The 16,676-nt window shown below is 49.7% G+C and carries 16 protein-coding genes; all 16 read left to right on the top strand.

Annotated features, from left to right (window positions below; genetic code table 11):
• Nucleotides 1-60: 60 nt before the first annotated feature.
• The 16 genes from BN4_RS04360 (at nucleotide 61) to BN4_RS04285 (ending at nucleotide 16,674) form a co-directional block, all read left to right on the top strand.
• Nucleotides 61-1,152, top strand: a complete 1,092-nt coding sequence (locus BN4_RS04360; RefSeq protein WP_231856575.1) for an SO_0444 family Cu/Zn efflux transporter — start codon at nucleotides 61-63, stop codon at nucleotides 1,150-1,152.
• 128 nt (nucleotides 1,153-1,280) lie between these two features.
• Nucleotides 1,281-2,207 carry an ABC transporter substrate-binding protein gene (locus tag BN4_RS04355; RefSeq protein WP_015414140.1) on the top strand — a complete coding sequence of 309 codons (927 nt, stop codon included), beginning with the start codon at nucleotides 1,281-1,283 and terminating at the stop codon, nucleotides 2,205-2,207.
• Nucleotides 2,208-2,210: 3 nt separating this feature from the next.
• Entirely contained in the window at nucleotides 2,211-2,945 is a 735-nt protein-coding gene (locus BN4_RS04350) for an ABC transporter ATP-binding protein (RefSeq protein WP_015414139.1), read from the top strand.
• On the top strand, nucleotides 2,939-3,703 hold the full coding sequence (locus tag BN4_RS04345; protein ID WP_015414138.1) for an ABC transporter permease: 765 nt from the start codon (nucleotides 2,939-2,941) through the stop codon (nucleotides 3,701-3,703). The genes BN4_RS04350 and BN4_RS04345 overlap by 7 nt, the downstream gene beginning before the upstream one ends.
• Nucleotides 3,700-4,689 (top strand): PhoH family protein, encoded by a 990-nt coding sequence (locus BN4_RS04340; RefSeq protein WP_041720132.1) that lies wholly within the window; start codon nucleotides 3,700-3,702, stop codon nucleotides 4,687-4,689. Before BN4_RS04345 ends, BN4_RS04340 begins: the two co-directional genes overlap by 4 nt.
• 5 nt (nucleotides 4,690-4,694) lie before the next feature.
• Nucleotides 4,695-5,162 (top strand): rRNA maturation RNase YbeY, encoded by a 468-nt coding sequence (gene ybeY / locus BN4_RS04335; RefSeq protein WP_015414136.1) that lies wholly within the window; start codon nucleotides 4,695-4,697, stop codon nucleotides 5,160-5,162.
• Nucleotides 5,163-5,383: 221 nt separating this feature from the next.
• Nucleotides 5,384-6,286 carry an ornithine carbamoyltransferase gene (gene argF, locus BN4_RS04330; RefSeq protein WP_015414135.1) on the top strand — a complete coding sequence of 301 codons (903 nt, stop codon included), beginning with the start codon at nucleotides 5,384-5,386 and terminating at the stop codon, nucleotides 6,284-6,286.
• 25 nt (nucleotides 6,287-6,311) lie between these two features.
• The gene (locus BN4_RS04325) at nucleotides 6,312-7,544 is read left to right on the top strand and encodes an argininosuccinate synthase (protein WP_015414134.1); all 1,233 of its coding nucleotides are present in this window, start codon (nucleotides 6,312-6,314) and stop codon (nucleotides 7,542-7,544) included.
• Between the two features lie 6 nt (nucleotides 7,545-7,550).
• Nucleotides 7,551-8,939, top strand: a complete 1,389-nt coding sequence (gene argH / locus BN4_RS04320) for an argininosuccinate lyase (protein ID WP_015414133.1) — start codon at nucleotides 7,551-7,553, stop codon at nucleotides 8,937-8,939.
• Between the two features lie 177 nt (nucleotides 8,940-9,116).
• Nucleotides 9,117-11,147: an ATP-dependent zinc metalloprotease FtsH gene (gene ftsH, locus BN4_RS04315; protein WP_015414132.1), complete on the top strand. Its 2,031-nt coding sequence runs from the start codon at nucleotides 9,117-9,119 to the stop codon at nucleotides 11,145-11,147.
• A gap of 29 nt (nucleotides 11,148-11,176) precedes the next feature.
• Nucleotides 11,177-12,016, top strand: a complete 840-nt coding sequence (gene folP, locus BN4_RS04310; RefSeq protein ID WP_015414131.1) for a dihydropteroate synthase — start codon at nucleotides 11,177-11,179, stop codon at nucleotides 12,014-12,016.
• A gap of 8 nt (nucleotides 12,017-12,024) precedes the next feature.
• On the top strand, nucleotides 12,025-12,774 hold the full coding sequence (gene cdaA, locus BN4_RS04305; RefSeq protein ID WP_015414130.1) for a diadenylate cyclase CdaA: 750 nt from the start codon (nucleotides 12,025-12,027) through the stop codon (nucleotides 12,772-12,774).
• Between the two features lie 3 nt (nucleotides 12,775-12,777).
• Nucleotides 12,778-13,683, top strand: coding sequence for a CdaR family protein (locus BN4_RS04300; protein ID WP_015414129.1), 906 nt, complete (start codon nucleotides 12,778-12,780; stop codon nucleotides 13,681-13,683).
• A 30-nt stretch (nucleotides 13,684-13,713) separates the two neighbouring features.
• On the top strand, nucleotides 13,714-15,066 hold the full coding sequence (gene glmM / locus BN4_RS04295) for a phosphoglucosamine mutase (protein WP_015414128.1): 1,353 nt from the start codon (nucleotides 13,714-13,716) through the stop codon (nucleotides 15,064-15,066).
• Nucleotides 15,067-15,082: 16 nt separating this feature from the next.
• Nucleotides 15,083-15,955 carry a UTP--glucose-1-phosphate uridylyltransferase GalU gene (gene galU, locus BN4_RS04290; protein WP_015414127.1) on the top strand — a complete coding sequence of 291 codons (873 nt, stop codon included), beginning with the start codon at nucleotides 15,083-15,085 and terminating at the stop codon, nucleotides 15,953-15,955.
• Nucleotides 15,956-16,083: 128 nt separating this feature from the next.
• Nucleotides 16,084-16,674 (top strand): hypothetical protein, encoded by a 591-nt coding sequence (locus tag BN4_RS04285; RefSeq protein WP_157871258.1) that lies wholly within the window; start codon nucleotides 16,084-16,086, stop codon nucleotides 16,672-16,674.
• Nucleotides 16,675-16,676: the final 2 nt, after the last annotated feature.

Genomic DNA, 16,676 nt, shown 5'->3' with positions numbered 1-16,676 from the left:
CCTATAATATGAATGCTTGCTCAATCATGACGTATGTACAGAGAGCAGGTGGGTGGGATTATGGACATATTTACTGATATATTAAAAGAATCGTGGAATGTGTTGGTCGAGGCCGGTCCCTATGTGCTGTTCGGTTTTTTTGTAGCCGGTTTGCTGAAGGCCTTCGTGCCTGATTCATTTATGGCAAAGCACTTGGGGGGCGACTCGGTTGGTTCCGTCGTCAAGGCTTCATTAATAGGTGTTCCTCTTCCGCTTTGTTCTTGCGGTGTGCTTCCTGCGGCTTTGGGATTGCGCAGGCAGGGGGCAAGCAAAGGAGCCACGACGGCTTTCATGATCTCAACCCCGGAGACAGGGGTGGATTCCATGGCTGTCACCTATGCGCTTATCGATCCTTTGATGACAGTCATTCGTCCTGTCGCTGCCTCCATTACAGCCATCTTTGCCGGAATATTGGTCAATGCCTTTCCTGAAAAGAAGAAAGAGCCGTTGCCTTTGGGCGTTTTGATGGCTCCAGTGGAACATGTCCATGAGCATGAGGATGGTCACCAGCACGGAGGGTGTGGCTGCTCGGACGGCCATTGCGACCCGAATAGCAATCCGACGGCTTATGGTAAGTTCGTCGGCGGAATGCAATATGCTTTTGGTGAGATGATTCAGGATATTGGACGCTGGCTTTTAGTGGGTGTCGCCATTGCCGGTATCATTTCGGCTGCCATGCCTGCGGATGCGCTCAACGAATATGTTGGAAGTGGCTTCCTTTCCTATCTCTTGATGCTTGTGGTGGCACTGCCGCTTTATGTGTGCGCTACAGCTTCGACACCTATCGCTGCTTCACTGTTGCTCAAGGGACTTTCCCCAGGCGCGGCTCTTGTCTTTTTGTTGGCAGGACCGGCTACCAACGGTGCGACGATAACTGTTATGCTCAAAAGTCTCGGTAAGCGTGCGGCAGGGCTTTATGTCCTCTCGATTGTCATCTGCTCTTTGGGTCTGGCATGGGCTGTTGACCATTTATACGTGGCCCTTGGACTTGATATCAGGGCCGTTGTTTCCGAAGTGACCGAAGCCTTGCCTCACTGGGTGGGCGTCGGAAGTGGGCTTGTGCTTCTCTTTCTCGTCGGGCGAAGTTTCATTGGCTCCAGGAGTGGAGGTTGAGGTTAGGAAATTCTCACCGGTCTGGTGAGATTCGAAAGTTCGTGGCGGACAGGATATTCTCCTGCTCCGCCTTTTCTTTCATGTGCAGCCATGGTACGTTATCTTCATCAAAATATGGGAGATATGGGATGAAGAAAAACGTACTTGTGGTTGTCTTACTCTTAATGCTCAGTTCCCTTGCCCATGCCGGAGACGTGAAGATCCGTTTCGGTATTCTGCCTGTCCTTGATACGCTTCCTCTTCAGGTGGCAGTCAATGACGGATTATTCAAGGAGCATGGGTTGGATGTCGAATTGATTCGATTTTCTTCGGCTCTGGAGCGAGATATGGCAATGCAGGCTGGTGAGTTGGATGGTTATTTTGGAGATATTGTCGCCACCTGTATGCTCATCAATAAGAATGTGCCCATGTACATCGCCTTGACTTCCTGGCGGACGACACCCGGATTTCCCCTGTTCGGCATTGCGAAGTCGCCTGCACGGAGTGAGTGGAAACTTCCGGAGTTGCAAGGGGCGAAGCTCGGGCTTTCAAAGTCGACCATCATGGAATATCTGGCAGACAGAATAAATGAAAAAAAGGGTGTCCCCCTCGATTATTTTTCCCAGATAGAAATCAAGAAGCTGCCCATTCGCCTTCAGATGCTCATGACTGATCAGATTGATATGGCAATTTTGCCGGAACCACTGCTTTCACTCGCCAAGCTCAAGGGCGGTGGCATATTTGCCACAGCCGAAGACCTAGATAGGCCGTTGACAGTCCTCTGCTTGCATCGCAAATATTTCAATGATGGTGCGGAACCGTATGTCAATTTCGTCACAGCTTACAAAGAGGCGGTAACCCGGCTGGCTCGTCACCCGGAGGAATACCGTCAACTCATGGCCCAAACTTGTCGTATTCCTCAACCGTTGATTGATAAATTTCCAATCTATCCCTATCCCATGCCGACCTTGCCGACTTCCGCTGAACTTGATGACGTACAGGCGTGGATGAAGGAGAGGGGATTGTTGCAGGAAATGATTCCCCATGAATTGATTCTGTCACCTATAATCCCATAACCTATGCTGACAGCAACAAATCTGGGAAAAGCATACCACGGCGAGGCTGTTTTGGAGGAGGTTTCCTTCACGCTGGGAAGAGAGGAAACCTTGGCGGTCGTCGGACCATCTGGGTGCGGCAAGACGACATTGCTGTATCTCCTCTGCGGATTGTCTTCCCCTGATGCCGGAACAGCTTCTCTGGCTGGTCGGCCCATTAATGGTCCGACGCCTGATATCTCCATTATTTTACAAGACTACGGGCTGCTCCCATGGAAGAGTGTTATTGAGAATGTAGCCTTGGGGTTGAAAGTGCAGGGTGTGGCAAAAACGGAACGTCTGGAGCGGGCACGAGAACAGTTGGCCGAGGTCGGAATTGTTGGCCGCGATGAAGATTTTCCTGCGACTTTGAGTGGAGGAGAACAGCAGCGGGTAGCCATAGCACGGGCTTTTGTTTCCCGCCCCCGTCTTATGTTACTGGATGAACCTTTTTCTTCCCTCGATGCCTTGACGCGTGAACGATTGCAGGATGCATTATTGGCCGTCTGGCAGCAGCGTAAGGTTCCCTATGTGCTGGTGACCCACTCTTTGGAAGAGGCTGTTGTTCTCGGCAAACGAATTATGGTCATGTCCGGTCGCCCGGCCCGGCCTGTGGCTTTGTTCGATAACCCCAGGTTCGGAGAGGCTGCAATTCGAGAGAGCAAAGGATGTTTTGAATTGTTGAAAGAACTTCGGCACACTGTGGAGGAAGTATGGTGATCTGGTTTCGATCACTGCTGCACTATGGATTTGTCGTTGTGGTTCTACTTGGTCTTTGGAAGCTGGCTGCGATTGCTTTGGGCGGTATAATTCTGCCTCACCCTGAAGAGGCGTTGCGTCTCTTCTTTTTTGCTACCACCACCAAGTTGTTCTGGGAACATTTTTTGGTCAGTGGCTATCGTGCTGTCTCAGCCATGGCCTTGGCCTGGTGTATCGCTTTTCCCTTAGGGCTTGTCATGGGGTCAGTAAAAAAAATTGATCAGCTTTTCGCGCCGTTCATTTTTCTGACCTATCCAGTGCCAAAGATAGTATTACTTCCTGTTTTTCTGCTCTTATTTGGGCTTGGAGATCTGTCCAAGATTGCCATGATAGCACTTATTCTCGGGTATCAGATTTTAGTCACCACTCGGGATGGGGTGAAATCCATTCATCCTAAATACTATGATTCTGTCCGATCTCTCGGAGGCTCAGGGATTGATATTCTGCGGGAGGTCCTGCTCCCTGCTGCTTTGCCCCACGGGTTTACCGCCCTGAGACTCGGTACAGGTGTTTCTGTGGCTGTTCTGTTCTTCGTGGAATCGTTTGCCACTAGTCGGGGGCTTGGATATATGATTATGGACGCCTGGGGCGCGATGGATTATCTTACTATGTTTACGGGGATCATCGGCATGAGTCTGATGGGTGCAGCTCTTTATGAATTGGCTAACCTGATGGAGCGCAAGCTGTGCAAATGGATGTTTCTGAGAACCAAAGGATGAGGGAGGAACCTCAACTGACTTCCACCAAGCTCGAATTCGATGATGGGCAGTTGGCAAATCAACTGTTTGGACCACAGAATCAGCATCTCAAGCTTCTTGCCGAACGACTGGGCGTCCAGTTGGAAAGCAGAGGGAATTCTGTTTCCATAGTGACTGGTGATGCCGACGGGAACGGTGATCAGGCCTGTCTTGCCGGACAAGTCCTGACTCAACTTTATGCGATGCTCAAGGCGGGGAAAAATCTGTATCCTCAGGATGTGGATTTTGCTTGTCGGATATTGGAAAGGCAGCCTTCAGCCGATGTCGGTGAAGTCTTCAAGGGCGATGTTTACGCCACTTCCGGGAAGAGAACTGTTGCTCCCAAATCGTTGAATCAGAGGGAGTATCTTGACGCCATTCGTGAGGCGGATATGACCTTTGGCATAGGTCCGGCCGGTACCGGGAAAACATATTTAGCCGTAGCCATGGCTGTGGGTGCGCTTATGCGGCGCGAGGTCAAGCGTATTGTCCTGACCAGACCGGCAGTGGAAGCGGGTGAGAAGCTTGGATTTCTGCCTGGTGATCTTGCGGAGAAGATTAATCCGTATTTGCGTCCATTGTATGACGCCCTGCATGATATGCTGGATTTTGCCAAGGTGGAAGAATATCTTGAGACAGGTGTTATCGAAGTTGCTCCTTTGGCGTTTATGCGTGGGCGTACATTGAATGATGCTTTTATTATTCTTGATGAAGCTCAAAATACTACGCCAGAGCAAATGAAGATGTTTCTGACACGTCTTGGGTTTGGTTCTCGTGCCGTGATTACAGGCGATGTTACGCAGATCGACCTTCCGATTCATGCAAAGTCGGGGTTACTGAATGCCCGTTCCATTCTTGATGGGGTCAAGGGGATTCAGTTCATCCTATTTGATGAACACGATGTCATTCGTCATCCTTTGGTCGGGCGTATCGTTCGTGCGTATGATGTCCATGAGAAAAACGGATAAATGACATGACCTGCGATATATCCATAGTCAATGAAACGCGGCTTGATCCGCGATTTCCATTTTCCAGGCATGAGCTTGGCGATCTGATGAATATTTTGCTGGATTCTCTCGGGTTGGAGGGATGTTCCCTGGTCATCAAATTGGTTGCCGACCAAGAAATAGCTCGTCTCAATAAGGAATTCATGGGGTGTGTCGGACCGACCAATGTCCTGAGCTTTCCTGTAGCCGATGAGCCTGAGCTTGGTGTTAGGCAGGAAGGAGAGGGTCCTGTCTTTTTGGGAGAGTTGGCCTTGTCTGTGGATGCTGTCGGTCGTGAGGCATCCCTTTATGGGCAACCCCCGGTCCTTCATCTTGCACGACTCCTTGCCCATGGGACACTGCATTTGGCAGGATATGACCACGGCGACAGTATGTATGATATGACGGATGCTGCTGTGGATCGAGTCCAGCTTGAGTATGCTGTCGTAGAGTAGCCTGTGAGACTTCCGGAGCAGGATGATCAGAAAAATGTCAGGTGGTGCAGTGCGGGGCGTTTGTATGCCTTTACTTTAGTTCGAGAGTCCTTTTTATGATGGGATGGTTGGCTCTGAAATCCGTCACTTGAACAGTCCAAAAATCTTTACTTTCAAGTGATAATGGGCCAAACTCCACCTCTTTCGTAAGTTATAGGCAATCGAAGAATGGAGAGAACCCGATGCCCAAGCACTTTTTGACCATTCTGGACATCCCTCGGGATGAGGCCCGGCAGGTTCTTTTGCGTGCCAAAGAGATGAAGGACAACAAGGTCCGGACTGATCTTCTGGCAGGCAAGACTCTGCTTCTAGTCTTTGAAAAGGCTTCCACGCGGACCCGTGTGTCTTTCGAGGTTGGCGTTCGCCAGCTCGGTGGTGACCCGGTCTTTATTACTTCCAAGGATTCCCAGCTTGGCCGCAGTGAACCCCTTAGGGACACGGCGCGCGTTTTGTCGCGCTATGCAGACGGGCTTATAGTGCGAACATTCGGCCAGGAGAAGCTCGAAACCCTGGTCGAATATGGCGATATCCCAGTAGTTAATGCGCTGACGGATGAGTACCATCCCTGTCAGATCATGGCTGATGTCTTAACCATGTATGAACGTACTCCAGATCTGGCAAAGCTTAAGGTAGCCTGGATCGGAGACGGCAATAATATGGCTCATTCATTTATCAATGGTTCCGTCACCTTCGGCTATGAGTTGGCCATTGCCTGCCCTGCCGGGTATGATCCGGACCCGGCTGTGGTGGACAAAGCCGTAGGCTTGGGAGCCAAAGTGTCCATTACCCGTGATCCTGTCGAAGCTGCAACTGGAGCACATTACATCAATACGGATGTCTGGGCCTCCATGGGGCAGGAAGAAGAGCAGAAAAAACGTGAAGCTGCTTTTACCGGATTTGTGGTGGATGAGAATTTGATGGCGAAAGGCGCTGCTGATGCCAAATTCATGCACTGTTTGCCTGCTCATTGCGGTGAAGAAGTGACTGAATCCGTTTTTGAGGGACCGAACTCCATTGTGTGGGATCAGGCCGAAAATCGTCTGCATATGCAAAAAGCCATTCTTGAATGGATATATAAGAATTAATTAGAGAGACCTGAGGGATATTTCAATGAGCAAGATAGATAAAGTTGTCCTCGCCTACTCCGGCGGGTTGGATACCTCGATTATTTTGAAGTGGATCAAGAACAATTATAACTGTGAAGTCGTCTGCATGACCGCTGATCTTGGTCAGGGCGAAGAGATGGACGGCATTGAGGAAAAAGCGCTGGCAACTGGCGCAGTCAAGGCTTATGTCGAGGATATGCGCGAGGAATTTGCGCGTGACTATGTTTTTCCCATGTTCAGAGCTAATGCCTTGTATGAAGGACGTTACTTGCTGGGGACAGCCATTGCACGCCCCCTTATCTCCAAACGTATGGTCGAAATCGCTGAAATGGAGGGAGCACAGGCGGTGTCTCACGGTGCTACAGGCAAGGGCAATGACCAGGTTCGTTTCGAACTGGCGACCATGGCTCTCAATCCTCGATTGAAGACGATTGCTCCCTGGCGTGAATGGGATCTCAAGTCTCGCACAGATCTTATCAATTTTGCCAAGGAAAATGAGATTCCCATTCCGGTGAGTCGCAAGAAACCATGGTCTATCGATGCCAATTTGCTGCACACTTCATTTGAAGGCGGTGAACTGGAAGACCCGTGGAATTCTCCTGGCCCGGATTGTTATCGCAACATCACTCCGCCAGAAATGTGTCCGGATGATCCAGAGGAAATCACCATTGATTTTGAAGCTGGTGATCCTATTGCGGTCAATTCTGTAAAATATTCGCCTGCCGCACTGCTGTCAAAACTCAATGAACTGGGTGGCAAGCATGGCATCGGGCGTGTGGATATGGTCGAGAATCGTTTTGTCGGAATGAAATCCCGTGGCGTGTATGAAACTCCAGGTGGGACTATTCTGGCCGCAGCACATCGAGATCTTGAAGGTATTTGCATGGATCGTGAGATGATGCATTTGCGCGATAGCTTGATTCCAAAATATGCTGAAATGGTTTACTATGGGTACTGGTTCTCTCCTGAGCGCGAGGCCTTGCAGGCATTGATTGACAAGTCTCAGGAAAAAGTGACCGGGACTGTTCGAGTCAAACTGTTCAAGGGAAATTGTGTCCCGCTCGGCCGCAAGTCTCCTTTCTCCATGTATCAAGCAGAGCTTGCCACTTTTGAAGAGGATGATATCTACGATCAGGCTGATGCCGAAGGGTTCATCAAGCTGGTTGGTCTCCGTCTCAAGGGCCGTATGCAGCAGTCCAAATGGGGCGGTAAGGACACTGAAGACTCCTGCGAGTAATTACAGATGGCAGAAAAAAAATTATGGGGTGGCCGGTTTGCCGAAGGCACCGCCGCCTCCATGGAAGCATATTCCGAATCAGTCTCATTTGATTGGCAGCTCTATGCCGAGGATATTCGAGGTTCTCAAGCCCATGCCCGCGTTTTGGCGAAGCAGGGTTTTTTGACCGAGGATGAAGCAAGGCAGATTTGTGATGGCCTTGATACGGTTAAGGCGGAAATTGAAGTCGGAGACTTCAATTGGAAGACCGAGATGGAAGATGTTCATATGAATATCGAGTCACGTCTGACGGAAATCATTGGTCCTCTTGGGGGCAAATTGCATACGGCCCGCAGCAGAAACGATCAAGTTGCCTTGGATTTTCGGTTGTATGTGACCGCGCGTCTTGCCGTGTGGCAGGAATGTCTGACGTCTCTGGTTGATGTATATGTGGCTCGTGCCGAAGAGCATGGGGAGACATTGCTTCCCGGATGCACGCATTTTCAGCCTGCACAGCCTGTGAGCCTGGCTCAGCATTTGCTAGCCTACTCGCAGATGTTCAAGCGCGACTATGAACGTGTTGCGGATTGCCTCAAGCGGGTTTGTGTTATGCCCTTGGGGGCTGCCGCTCTGGCTGGAACCACTCACCCAGTGGATCCTCAGGCCGTAGCCGATGATCTTGGAGTTCCATTGATTTTTGCTAACTCCATGGATGCTGTTTCCGACAGGGACTTCGCTCTTGAGGCTGTCTTTGCCGGGAGTCTTATCATGACGCATCTTTCCCGCATGTGTGAAGAGATCATCATTTGGGCCAATCCGAATTTTGGGTACGTGAAATTGCCGGATCAATATGCTACCGGCTCTTCAATCATGCCACAAAAGAAGAATCCGGATGCCTGTGAATTAATGCGTGGCAAGACCGGTCGAGTGGTCGGTTCCCTCATGGGGTTGCTTGTTTTGCTTAAAGGACTCCCTTTGACCTATAATCGTGATTTTCAGGAGGACAAGGAGCCGTTCTTCGATGCTGACAAGACCGTGACCGCGTCACTTGATATTATGGCCGACATGCTTGGCCAACTCGAATTTGTTCCGGATAAGATGCTTGGAACAGTGGAACGCGGCTTTCTGAATGCCACTGAATTGGCTGATTATCTAGCCGCCAAAGGAATGCCTTTTCGTGAGGCTCACCATATTACCGGTGCGGCCGTTGCTTTTGCCGAAGGTAAGGGAGTCGGACTTGAGGGACTGACCCTCAATGAACTGAAGCAATTTTCGGATGAAATAGAGGATGATGTTTTCCTGGTGTTGGATTATAAGGCCTGCGTCCGGCGTCGGACATCTCCGGGAGGTACCGGTCCACAATCTGTTGCCAAACAGATTACTGACCTTAGGGAATGGCTCCAGGCAGTCAAATAGCTGTCAGTCTTCCCGGAAAACACGATACGTGGCTTTTTTTGTTACGTATCCCTTGATTTTTCACCCAAGGGCATTATCCTAAGTTCTTAGCAGACGATAAACCACAGGCCGCACCCCCGTTATGCGGTCCGCACACGAGGGGCAGGCGGTGAACCCGTATGTCCGGAGGAAGTTCCTTTGAACAGCCATATGAAAAATCTGGTTATTTGGGCAATCATCTTTGTTTTGATGGTCGTCCTTTTCAATCTTTTCAATCAACCACCTGTGCCACAAAATACGCCGTCCTATAGTGAATTCCTCTCTATGGTGGACAGTGGCAACATCGCCGAGGTGAAAATCCAGGGACCACGAATCTCCGGCGTGAAAACGTCTGGTGAAAAGTTCCAGATTTATACCCCGCAAGACCCGAATCTTATAGACACGCTTATCAAGAAGGGTGTTGAGGTCAAGGCGGAACCGCCGGATGAATCCCCATGGTATATGACCATGCTTCTATCATGGTTTCCCATGCTTCTGCTCATCGGTGTTTGGATATTCTTCATGCGCCAAATGCAGGGTGGGGGGAGTGGCGGACGCGGAGCCATGAGCTTCGGTCGGTCCAAAGCACGTCTAATAAGTGAAGAAACCGCCAAGGTTACGTTTGAAGACGTTGCCGGTGTGGATGAAGCCAAGGAAGAGCTTTCCGAGGTAGTCGATTTCCTTCGGGAACCACGTAAATTCACTCGGTTGGGTGGGCGAATCCCCAAGGGTGTCCTGCTTGTCGGGAGTCCTGGTACAGGTAAAACCTTGCTGGCGAGAGCCGTTGCAGGAGAAGCTGGAGTCCCGTTTTATACCATCTCCGGTTCCGATTTTGTCGAGATGTTTGTTGGCGTCGGAGCTTCTCGGGTTCGAGATCTCTTTGCCCAAGGTAAAAAGAATGCTCCCTGCCTGATTTTTATTGATGAGATCGACGCCGTCGGTCGTCAGCGTGGCGCCGGTTTGGGTGGCGGGCATGATGAACGGGAACAGACACTCAACCAATTACTGGTGGAGATGGATGGTTTCGAGTCTAACGAGGGCGTTATTCTTGTTGCTGCGACAAATAGGCCTGATGTTCTTGATCCGGCTTTGCTTCGACCAGGACGTTTTGATCGTCAGGTTGTAGTCCCTAATCCTGATCTGCGCGGGCGTGAACGGATTCTTCAGGTACATAGTCGAAAAACACCACTGTCTTCGGAAGTGGACTTGGCTACTATCGCCCGCGGTACTCCCGGATTTTCCGGCGCAGACCTGGAGAACCTTGTCAACGAAGCAGCTCTCCAGGCTGCCAAGGCTGACAAGGATCAGATTGGTATGTCGGATTTCGAAGAAGCCAAGGACAAGCTCATGATGGGTGGCCGAGAGCGGCGCAGCCTTATTATGACCGACGAAGAGAAGCGCACGACTGCTTACCATGAAGCTGGTCATGCGCTGGTCGGGAAGTTGATGCCTAAGGCTGATCCGGTTCACAAGGTGACAATCATTCCGCGTGGTCGAGCTTTGGGTGTGACTTTGTATCTGCCCGAAGAAGAACAGTTGACGATTTCGAAGGAATATCTTCAAGCGCGTATGGCCTGCGGTATGGGCGGAAGGGTTGCAGAATTGTTGATTTTCAACCACCTGACGACCGGAGCTTCTAATGATATCAAGCAAACGACTCGCATTGCCCATAACATGGTGTGCGTCTGGGGTATGAGCGATAAACTCGGTCCCTTGGATTTTGGAGATAATCAGGAGCAGGTCTTCCTCGGCAAAGAAATAGGGCATAATAAGAATTATGGCGAAGAGACTGCCAAGATGATTGATGCAGAAGTGCGTCGGTTTGTCGAAGAAGCTCATGAAACTGCCATGACTTTATTGACTGACAATCGGGACAAGCTGGAAGCTATAGCTCAAGCTCTGCTCGAACGTGAAACCATTTCCAGCAAAGAAATTGATCTGCTCATGGAAGGCAAGGACTTGCCACCCATGGAAAATAATACTGGGACGCCTTCCGGTGGCTCTCCGGCATCCTCAGGCGGAAACGGAGTGACCCACAGTGATTCTGCCAACGCTGGGTACAAACCGATGAGCGAAGAAAATACACCTGAGAACGATTCCTCTGAGGCTTCCTCCGGTGAAGATTTCATCCTTGATGAAGCGGATGACCCTTCGAAGCCAGGCGGAGATGGTAGTTCAAAAATTCAATAACATATTGATGGATATCGGCATTACCGACTATGAATAATACGATATGGACAGTAAAAGGGGGCAAGGTTCTTGGACCTGCCCCCTTCTTTATTGCTGGAATTGTCAATGTGACTCCTGATTCATTTTATGATGGGGGAGAACACGACAGTGTGGATGCGAGTGTGGCCCATGGTCTGCTGCTGGCCGAGCAGGGGGCACATATCCTGGATATAGGTGGCGAATCGACCCGTCCGTATGCGGACCATGTTTCTGCTGAAGATGAGATGGCTCGGGTTATTCCGGTCATCAAAGAACTGGCCGAAGCAAATGGGAATACTGTCCTTTCGGTTGATACTTACAAGGCCGAAGTTGCCGCAGCTGCACTTGAAGCAGGGGCGGATATTCTCAATGATGTTTCAGCTTGTGCATTCGACCCTGCGTTGCTTGATATTATCGGACAATTTAAGCCTGGATACGTATTGATGCATAGTTTGGGGCGACCTGAAGATATGCAAGATGCACCTCAATATGATGATGTCGTTGATACTCTTCTTGCTTTTTTTGAATCGCGTTTGGAGATGTTGGACAAAGTCGGGTTGCCCCGAGACCGGATTGTTCTCGATCCCGGAATCGGCTTTGGTAAACTTCTTGAGCACAACCTGACCATTCTCAAGAATATAAATCGATTTGAGAAACTGGGTTTACCGCTTTACATGGGGCTTTCAAACAAGTCTCTCTGGCAGGGGCTGCTCGGGCTTGGTGTTGGTGAAAGGCAGAATGCGACTCAGGTGGCCACAGCTTTGCTTGCCGCCAAAGGAGTCCCTATTCACCGCGTTCATGAGGTAAATCTTGCTCGTCAAACATTGACCATCGTTCAGGAAATAGCGTAGTCAAAATTATGTTTGAACTTTTCGGGATACAAATAACCTGGCGCGTCGTGCTCGATATCGGGCTGGTTGCCTTTCTGTATTACAATGTAATCCTGTTGGTTCGGGGCACCCGAGCTGCGGCCGTTCTCTACGGGCTGGTTGTTGTTCTGGTCGTCTACTACATTTCTGATATTTTTAATCTCTATACTCTCAATGCCCTGCTTGGGGAGTTCCTGACGTCCATCTTCCTTGTTGTTGTCATTTTATTCAAAAATGACATCCGAATGGGATTGGCAAGTGTTGGGACCAAACGGTTTTGGGCAAAGTCGAATGTTCGTGATACCACCCTTGATCAACTCACTGAAGCGGTTATGGCCATGTCTATGACGCATACCGGGGCTATCGTTGTCATCGAGAAATCGATGCCTCTTGGTGATATTATTGAGAGGGGGGTAGAGGTTGATGCCAAGATAAGCACTGAACTGCTCAAGACTATTTTCGTAACTGAGACCCCACTTCATGATGGTGCCGTAATCGTCAGGCGAGACAGAATCGTTGCCGCCGCTTGCATCCTTCCCTTATCAAATAAATTGCGTGGCCAACCAATGTACGGTACCCGGCATCGGGCGGCTTTGGGAATCAGCGAAGGGTCTGACGCCATCACCATTGTCGTTTCCGAGGAAAGAGGTGAGGTTTCTGTTGCTATGAATGGACGACTGACTACCAGTCTGGATGCCATCCGTTTGCGTCGGGTCTTGAGAAACGCTTTGGGGCGCTGAGTTATGATGAAGAATTGGCAAACAATGATTCTTGCTCTTGCTCTGGCTATCTTCACATGGTTCCTAGTCACCGGACGAGAAGTGGTTGAAACGTGGCTTGAAATGCCAGTGGTCATGACCAATCCTCCTGAGGGAATGATTATTGAGGACGGTTTGGTTGATAAAATCCAGGTCCGTCTCCGTGGCCCGAAAGGGTTGGTTGACAGTCTCGCTTCACAGCATCTTACGTATCCTCTGGATGTCAGCAAGCTTCGCGCGGGGAAGCAGGTCATGGAAATTGATTCTGCAAAGCTCCCTCTCACTGCTTCATATGAAGTCATTGAAATCAAGCCCAACAGGTTGACTTTGGTTGTGGATCGCCGAATCTCCAAGAAAATTCCATTGGAGTCTGCGTGGTCCGGTTCATTGAATCCTGATTACCAATTGCTTGAAGTCATTACCGCTCCCGATCTTGTTGAGATCAGAGGACCGGAAACGCAATTGCGAAAGATCAACAAAGCCAATGTTGTTCTCGAAGAAGATTTTCCCAATGAAGTGCCGAGAAGTTGGGTCGAAGACGTAGGACTTCATCTCCCGGAGAATATCGAGGCTTCCCCCAGTCAGGTTCGCGTGGAAGCTTTCTTCGGGCCTAAAATGCGAGATATATGGGTTAAATTGCCACTTTCTGCCATTGCTCCTGAAGGGTATCAGGCGGAAGTTCAGCAGGATTTTGTCCGGCTGAATATTGAAGGGCCAATTTTCCTTTTTCGTAATAATGAGTTCCGTAAGGATATGAGTGCAACCGTCCTTTTTGGCGGTGAGACAGCACCGGGAACCTATTCATTAGAATATGATCTCGTTCTTCCTGAAGGGTGCCGTTTGCTGAAAAAAAATCCTGAGACTGTCTCCGCGACAATACGAAAAAAATAGCCCGGCATATGCGAGGCTATGGAGTTATAGATGAAACAACGGCTTTTTGGTACCGACGGTCTGCGTGGCCAAGGTAATATATACCCCATGACACCTGAAATTGCTCTAAGGCTCGGATTGGCCGCAGGGCAATATTTTCGTAATGGTTTAAAGCATCATCGAGTGGTCATTGGGAAGGATACCCGGTTGTCGGGTTATGTTTTCGAAACGGCATTAACCTCCGGGTTGTGTGCCAATGGGATGGATGTTTTTCTTGTCGGCCCCATGCCGACCCCGGCTATCTCATTTCTGACTCGTTCCATGCGCGCTTCACTTGGCGTCGTTATCTCTGCTTCTCACAATCCTTTCATGGATAACGGCATTAAGTTCTTCGACCCCAATGGATTTAAATTGCCGGATGAGGTTGAGGACGAGATCAGTGAACTCGTCCTCGACAGCAAGACGAACTGGGATTATCCAGCTCCCGAAAATATCGGACGTACCAAACGAATCAACGATGCCGCTGGGCGGTATATCGTCTATTTGAAGAATAGTTTTTCAGATAAGCTGACCTTGGATGGACTGAAGGTTGTTTTGGATTGCGCTCATGGTGCAGCATACAATGTTGCCCCTAAAGTTCTTGAAGAATTAGGGGCTGAAGTCATTCAGGTAGGTGTGGAACCGAACGGTTTGAACATCAATCAAAAATGCGGTTCCCTGTACCCGGAAGTCATATCGAGTATCGTTCAGGATGAAAATGCCCATCTGGGTATTGCGCTTGATGGTGATGCGGATCGGCTTATTGTGTGCGATGAGAAGGGACGCATTCTTGACGGTGATCAGATTATGGCTCTTTCTGCTTTGGAATTATTGGAGAAAGGAAAACTTCCCAAGAATATGCTTGTTTCAACCGTCATGTCTAATATGGCCCTTGAAATTTTTATGCAGGAAAATGGCGGGCAGTTGTTGCGGACAGCCGTGGGAGACCGGTATGTGGTTGAGGCCATGCGTCGAGAAGGAGCCATGCTTGGTGGAGAACAATCGGGGCATCTTATTTTCATGGAGCATTCAACGACAGGGGATGGGCTGTTGGCTGCCCTTCAGTTGTTGAGGATCATGTGCGAAAAACAGAAGCCGCTCTCTGAATTGGCAGGCTTGCTGGAGCCATTCCCACAAGTGCTCAAAAATGTGCATGTCGAACGGAAGATTCCATTCGGTGATGCGCCTCAGGTTCAAGAAGCCGTGCAGAAGGTTGAGCAGGCTCTTACCGGAAAAGGGCGAGTCCTTTTGAGATACTCTGGCACGGAAGCCGTTTGTCGTGTTATGGTCGAAGGACCAGACAGGGATCGTGTGGACCTGTACGCAAACGACATCGTCGATGCCTGTGAAAAGTATTTGAAATAAGAACCAAGGGGAAATCATGGAAATCAAGAAGGCTGTCATACCCGTTGCCGGTTGGGGAACCCGTTCACTTCCTGCCACTAAAAACGTCCCCAAGGAGATGCTGCCCATCTTCCGCAAACCGATCGTACAGTATATTGTGGAAGAGGGAATTGACGCTGGATTGACGGATGTTGTCTTTGTTACCAATCAGAATAAAACGATCATCGAAGATCATTTTGATCGAAATTTTTTGTTGGAACAACTTCTTGAGCGTGCAGGGAAGACTCGTCTTCTGGAAGAAGTTCGCCGGGTCGCGGATCTGGTGAATGTCATTGCAGTACGCCAGAAAGAGCAGCTTGGACTGGGGCACGCCGTGCTCACCGCGCGTGAGACATGTAAAAATGAAGCATTTGCCGTTATGCTGGGTGATGACTTGATGTTCGGTATCAATGCCGGGATCGGGGAGCTTTTGAATGCTGCCCGTGAGACAGGGAAGGCCGTTGTTGGCGTTATCGAAGTTCCACAGGAAAAAGTCAGTAAGTATGGTGTGATCAATGGCGAAGAAATCGGCAATGATCGCTACAGGGTTACGCAACTTGTCGAGAAACCTTCACCGGAGGAAGCGCCTTCCAATCTTGCAATTATTGGTAGATATGTTCTCCTTCCCGAGATATTTGACATCCTCGAAGGGCAAAAAGCTGGTGTGGGCGGCGAGATTCAGCTCACAGATGCCTTGCAGGGACTTGCTGACCAGGACAAATTGCTTGCCGTGAAATTGGGTGGACAACGGTTTGACGCAGGGGATTGGGTGGAATATCTTACCGCAAACATTTATTTCGCTCTGCATGACGAAGAACTTCGTGACGACCTTGTCAAGCGGCTTCAGGAGCTTTTATCTTGTTCCAGTTGATGAGAATTTTCATATTTGTGTGTCTTTGCCTGTATTCTCTTCCTGCATTCGCTTTTGCACCGGATGACAGTGAGCTTACGGAGCTTTTGCATGAAAACTACGGTGCTCTCTCTTCGTGGGAAGCGGAAATGACATTTCCTGGATTTCCCGATGTCAGCGCTCATCTTTGGTATGCGCGAGGAAAGTGGCGGCAAGAGTGGAATTCCGGTGCACAGGCTGTGGGAATCAATGGCCATGGATTGTCCAAATGCACGGCAGAAGAGTTCGCTGTTTCGCCGTTATTTGTTTGGATGGTCCCGAATCCTGTCGAGACATGGAAGGCATGGGGCGTGGACAACGCGACCCGTAGCCTCGGATTCTGTGACGACCTGCCATGCTACATGTATGGGGCAGATGAGGATGATAAGACTTCGCCGGCGGTCTATTTGAATAACGAAGACTTTTCTCCGATAATGATTCGATTTTTGTCCGAGGGGACGCTCTTTTCCGTGAACTACGGGGAATACACAACCTTCAAGGGGTTTCGTCTTCCTGAAATGGTACGGGTTACCATGGGGGGCGATCGTGTTCTCATGGTGAAAGTCAAGTGGATTGAAGTGAATAGGGCAAATGGCGAGGATTTGTATTCTGGGAATTCCTTGTCCGTAAAACAGTGTCTGTCGCCTCCGTCGCCGTTTGATATACTGGGCGAGTTTTTTCATTACCCCGCAGGCCCGTAGTT

Origin of the sequence: Pseudodesulfovibrio piezophilus C1TLV30, from assembly GCF_000341895.1 — a bacterium.
Lineage (GTDB): Bacteria > Desulfobacterota > Desulfovibrionia > Desulfovibrionales > Desulfovibrionaceae > Pseudodesulfovibrio > Pseudodesulfovibrio piezophilus.
Note: the sequence above shows the minus strand (reverse complement) of the source record. Positions and strands in the feature narration are given on the sequence as shown.

Bases quoted from the DNA above. Each gene is read 5' to 3' on its own strand.
- BN4_RS04340 (WP_041720132.1), top strand. From the start codon at position 3,700: ATGAGGGAGGAACCTCAACTGACTTCCACCAAGCTCGAATTCGATGAT.
- BN4_RS04300 (WP_015414129.1), top strand. From the start codon at position 12,778: ATGATGAAGAATTGGCAAACAATGATTCTTGCTCTTGCTCTGGCTATC.
- BN4_RS04355 (WP_015414140.1), top strand. From the start codon at position 1,281: ATGAAGAAAAACGTACTTGTGGTTGTCTTACTCTTAATGCTCAGTTCC.
- BN4_RS04325 (WP_015414134.1), top strand. From the start codon at position 6,312: ATGAGCAAGATAGATAAAGTTGTCCTCGCCTACTCCGGCGGGTTGGAT.
- folP (WP_015414131.1), top strand. From the start codon at position 11,177: ATGAATAATACGATATGGACAGTAAAAGGGGGCAAGGTTCTTGGACCT.
- BN4_RS04285 (WP_157871258.1), top strand. From the start codon at position 16,084: ATGACATTTCCTGGATTTCCCGATGTCAGCGCTCATCTTTGGTATGCG.
- BN4_RS04345 (WP_015414138.1), top strand. From the start codon at position 2,939: ATGGTGATCTGGTTTCGATCACTGCTGCACTATGGATTTGTCGTTGTG.
- argH (WP_015414133.1), top strand. From the start codon at position 7,551: ATGGCAGAAAAAAAATTATGGGGTGGCCGGTTTGCCGAAGGCACCGCC.
- argF (WP_015414135.1), top strand. From the start codon at position 5,384: ATGCCCAAGCACTTTTTGACCATTCTGGACATCCCTCGGGATGAGGCC.
- BN4_RS04350 (WP_015414139.1), top strand. From the start codon at position 2,211: ATGCTGACAGCAACAAATCTGGGAAAAGCATACCACGGCGAGGCTGTT.
- glmM (WP_015414128.1), top strand. From the start codon at position 13,714: ATGAAACAACGGCTTTTTGGTACCGACGGTCTGCGTGGCCAAGGTAAT.
- cdaA (WP_015414130.1), top strand. From the start codon at position 12,025: ATGTTTGAACTTTTCGGGATACAAATAACCTGGCGCGTCGTGCTCGAT.
- ybeY (WP_015414136.1), top strand. From the start codon at position 4,695: ATGACCTGCGATATATCCATAGTCAATGAAACGCGGCTTGATCCGCGA.
- BN4_RS04360 (WP_231856575.1), top strand. From the start codon at position 61: ATGGACATATTTACTGATATATTAAAAGAATCGTGGAATGTGTTGGTC.
- galU (WP_015414127.1), top strand. From the start codon at position 15,083: ATGGAAATCAAGAAGGCTGTCATACCCGTTGCCGGTTGGGGAACCCGT.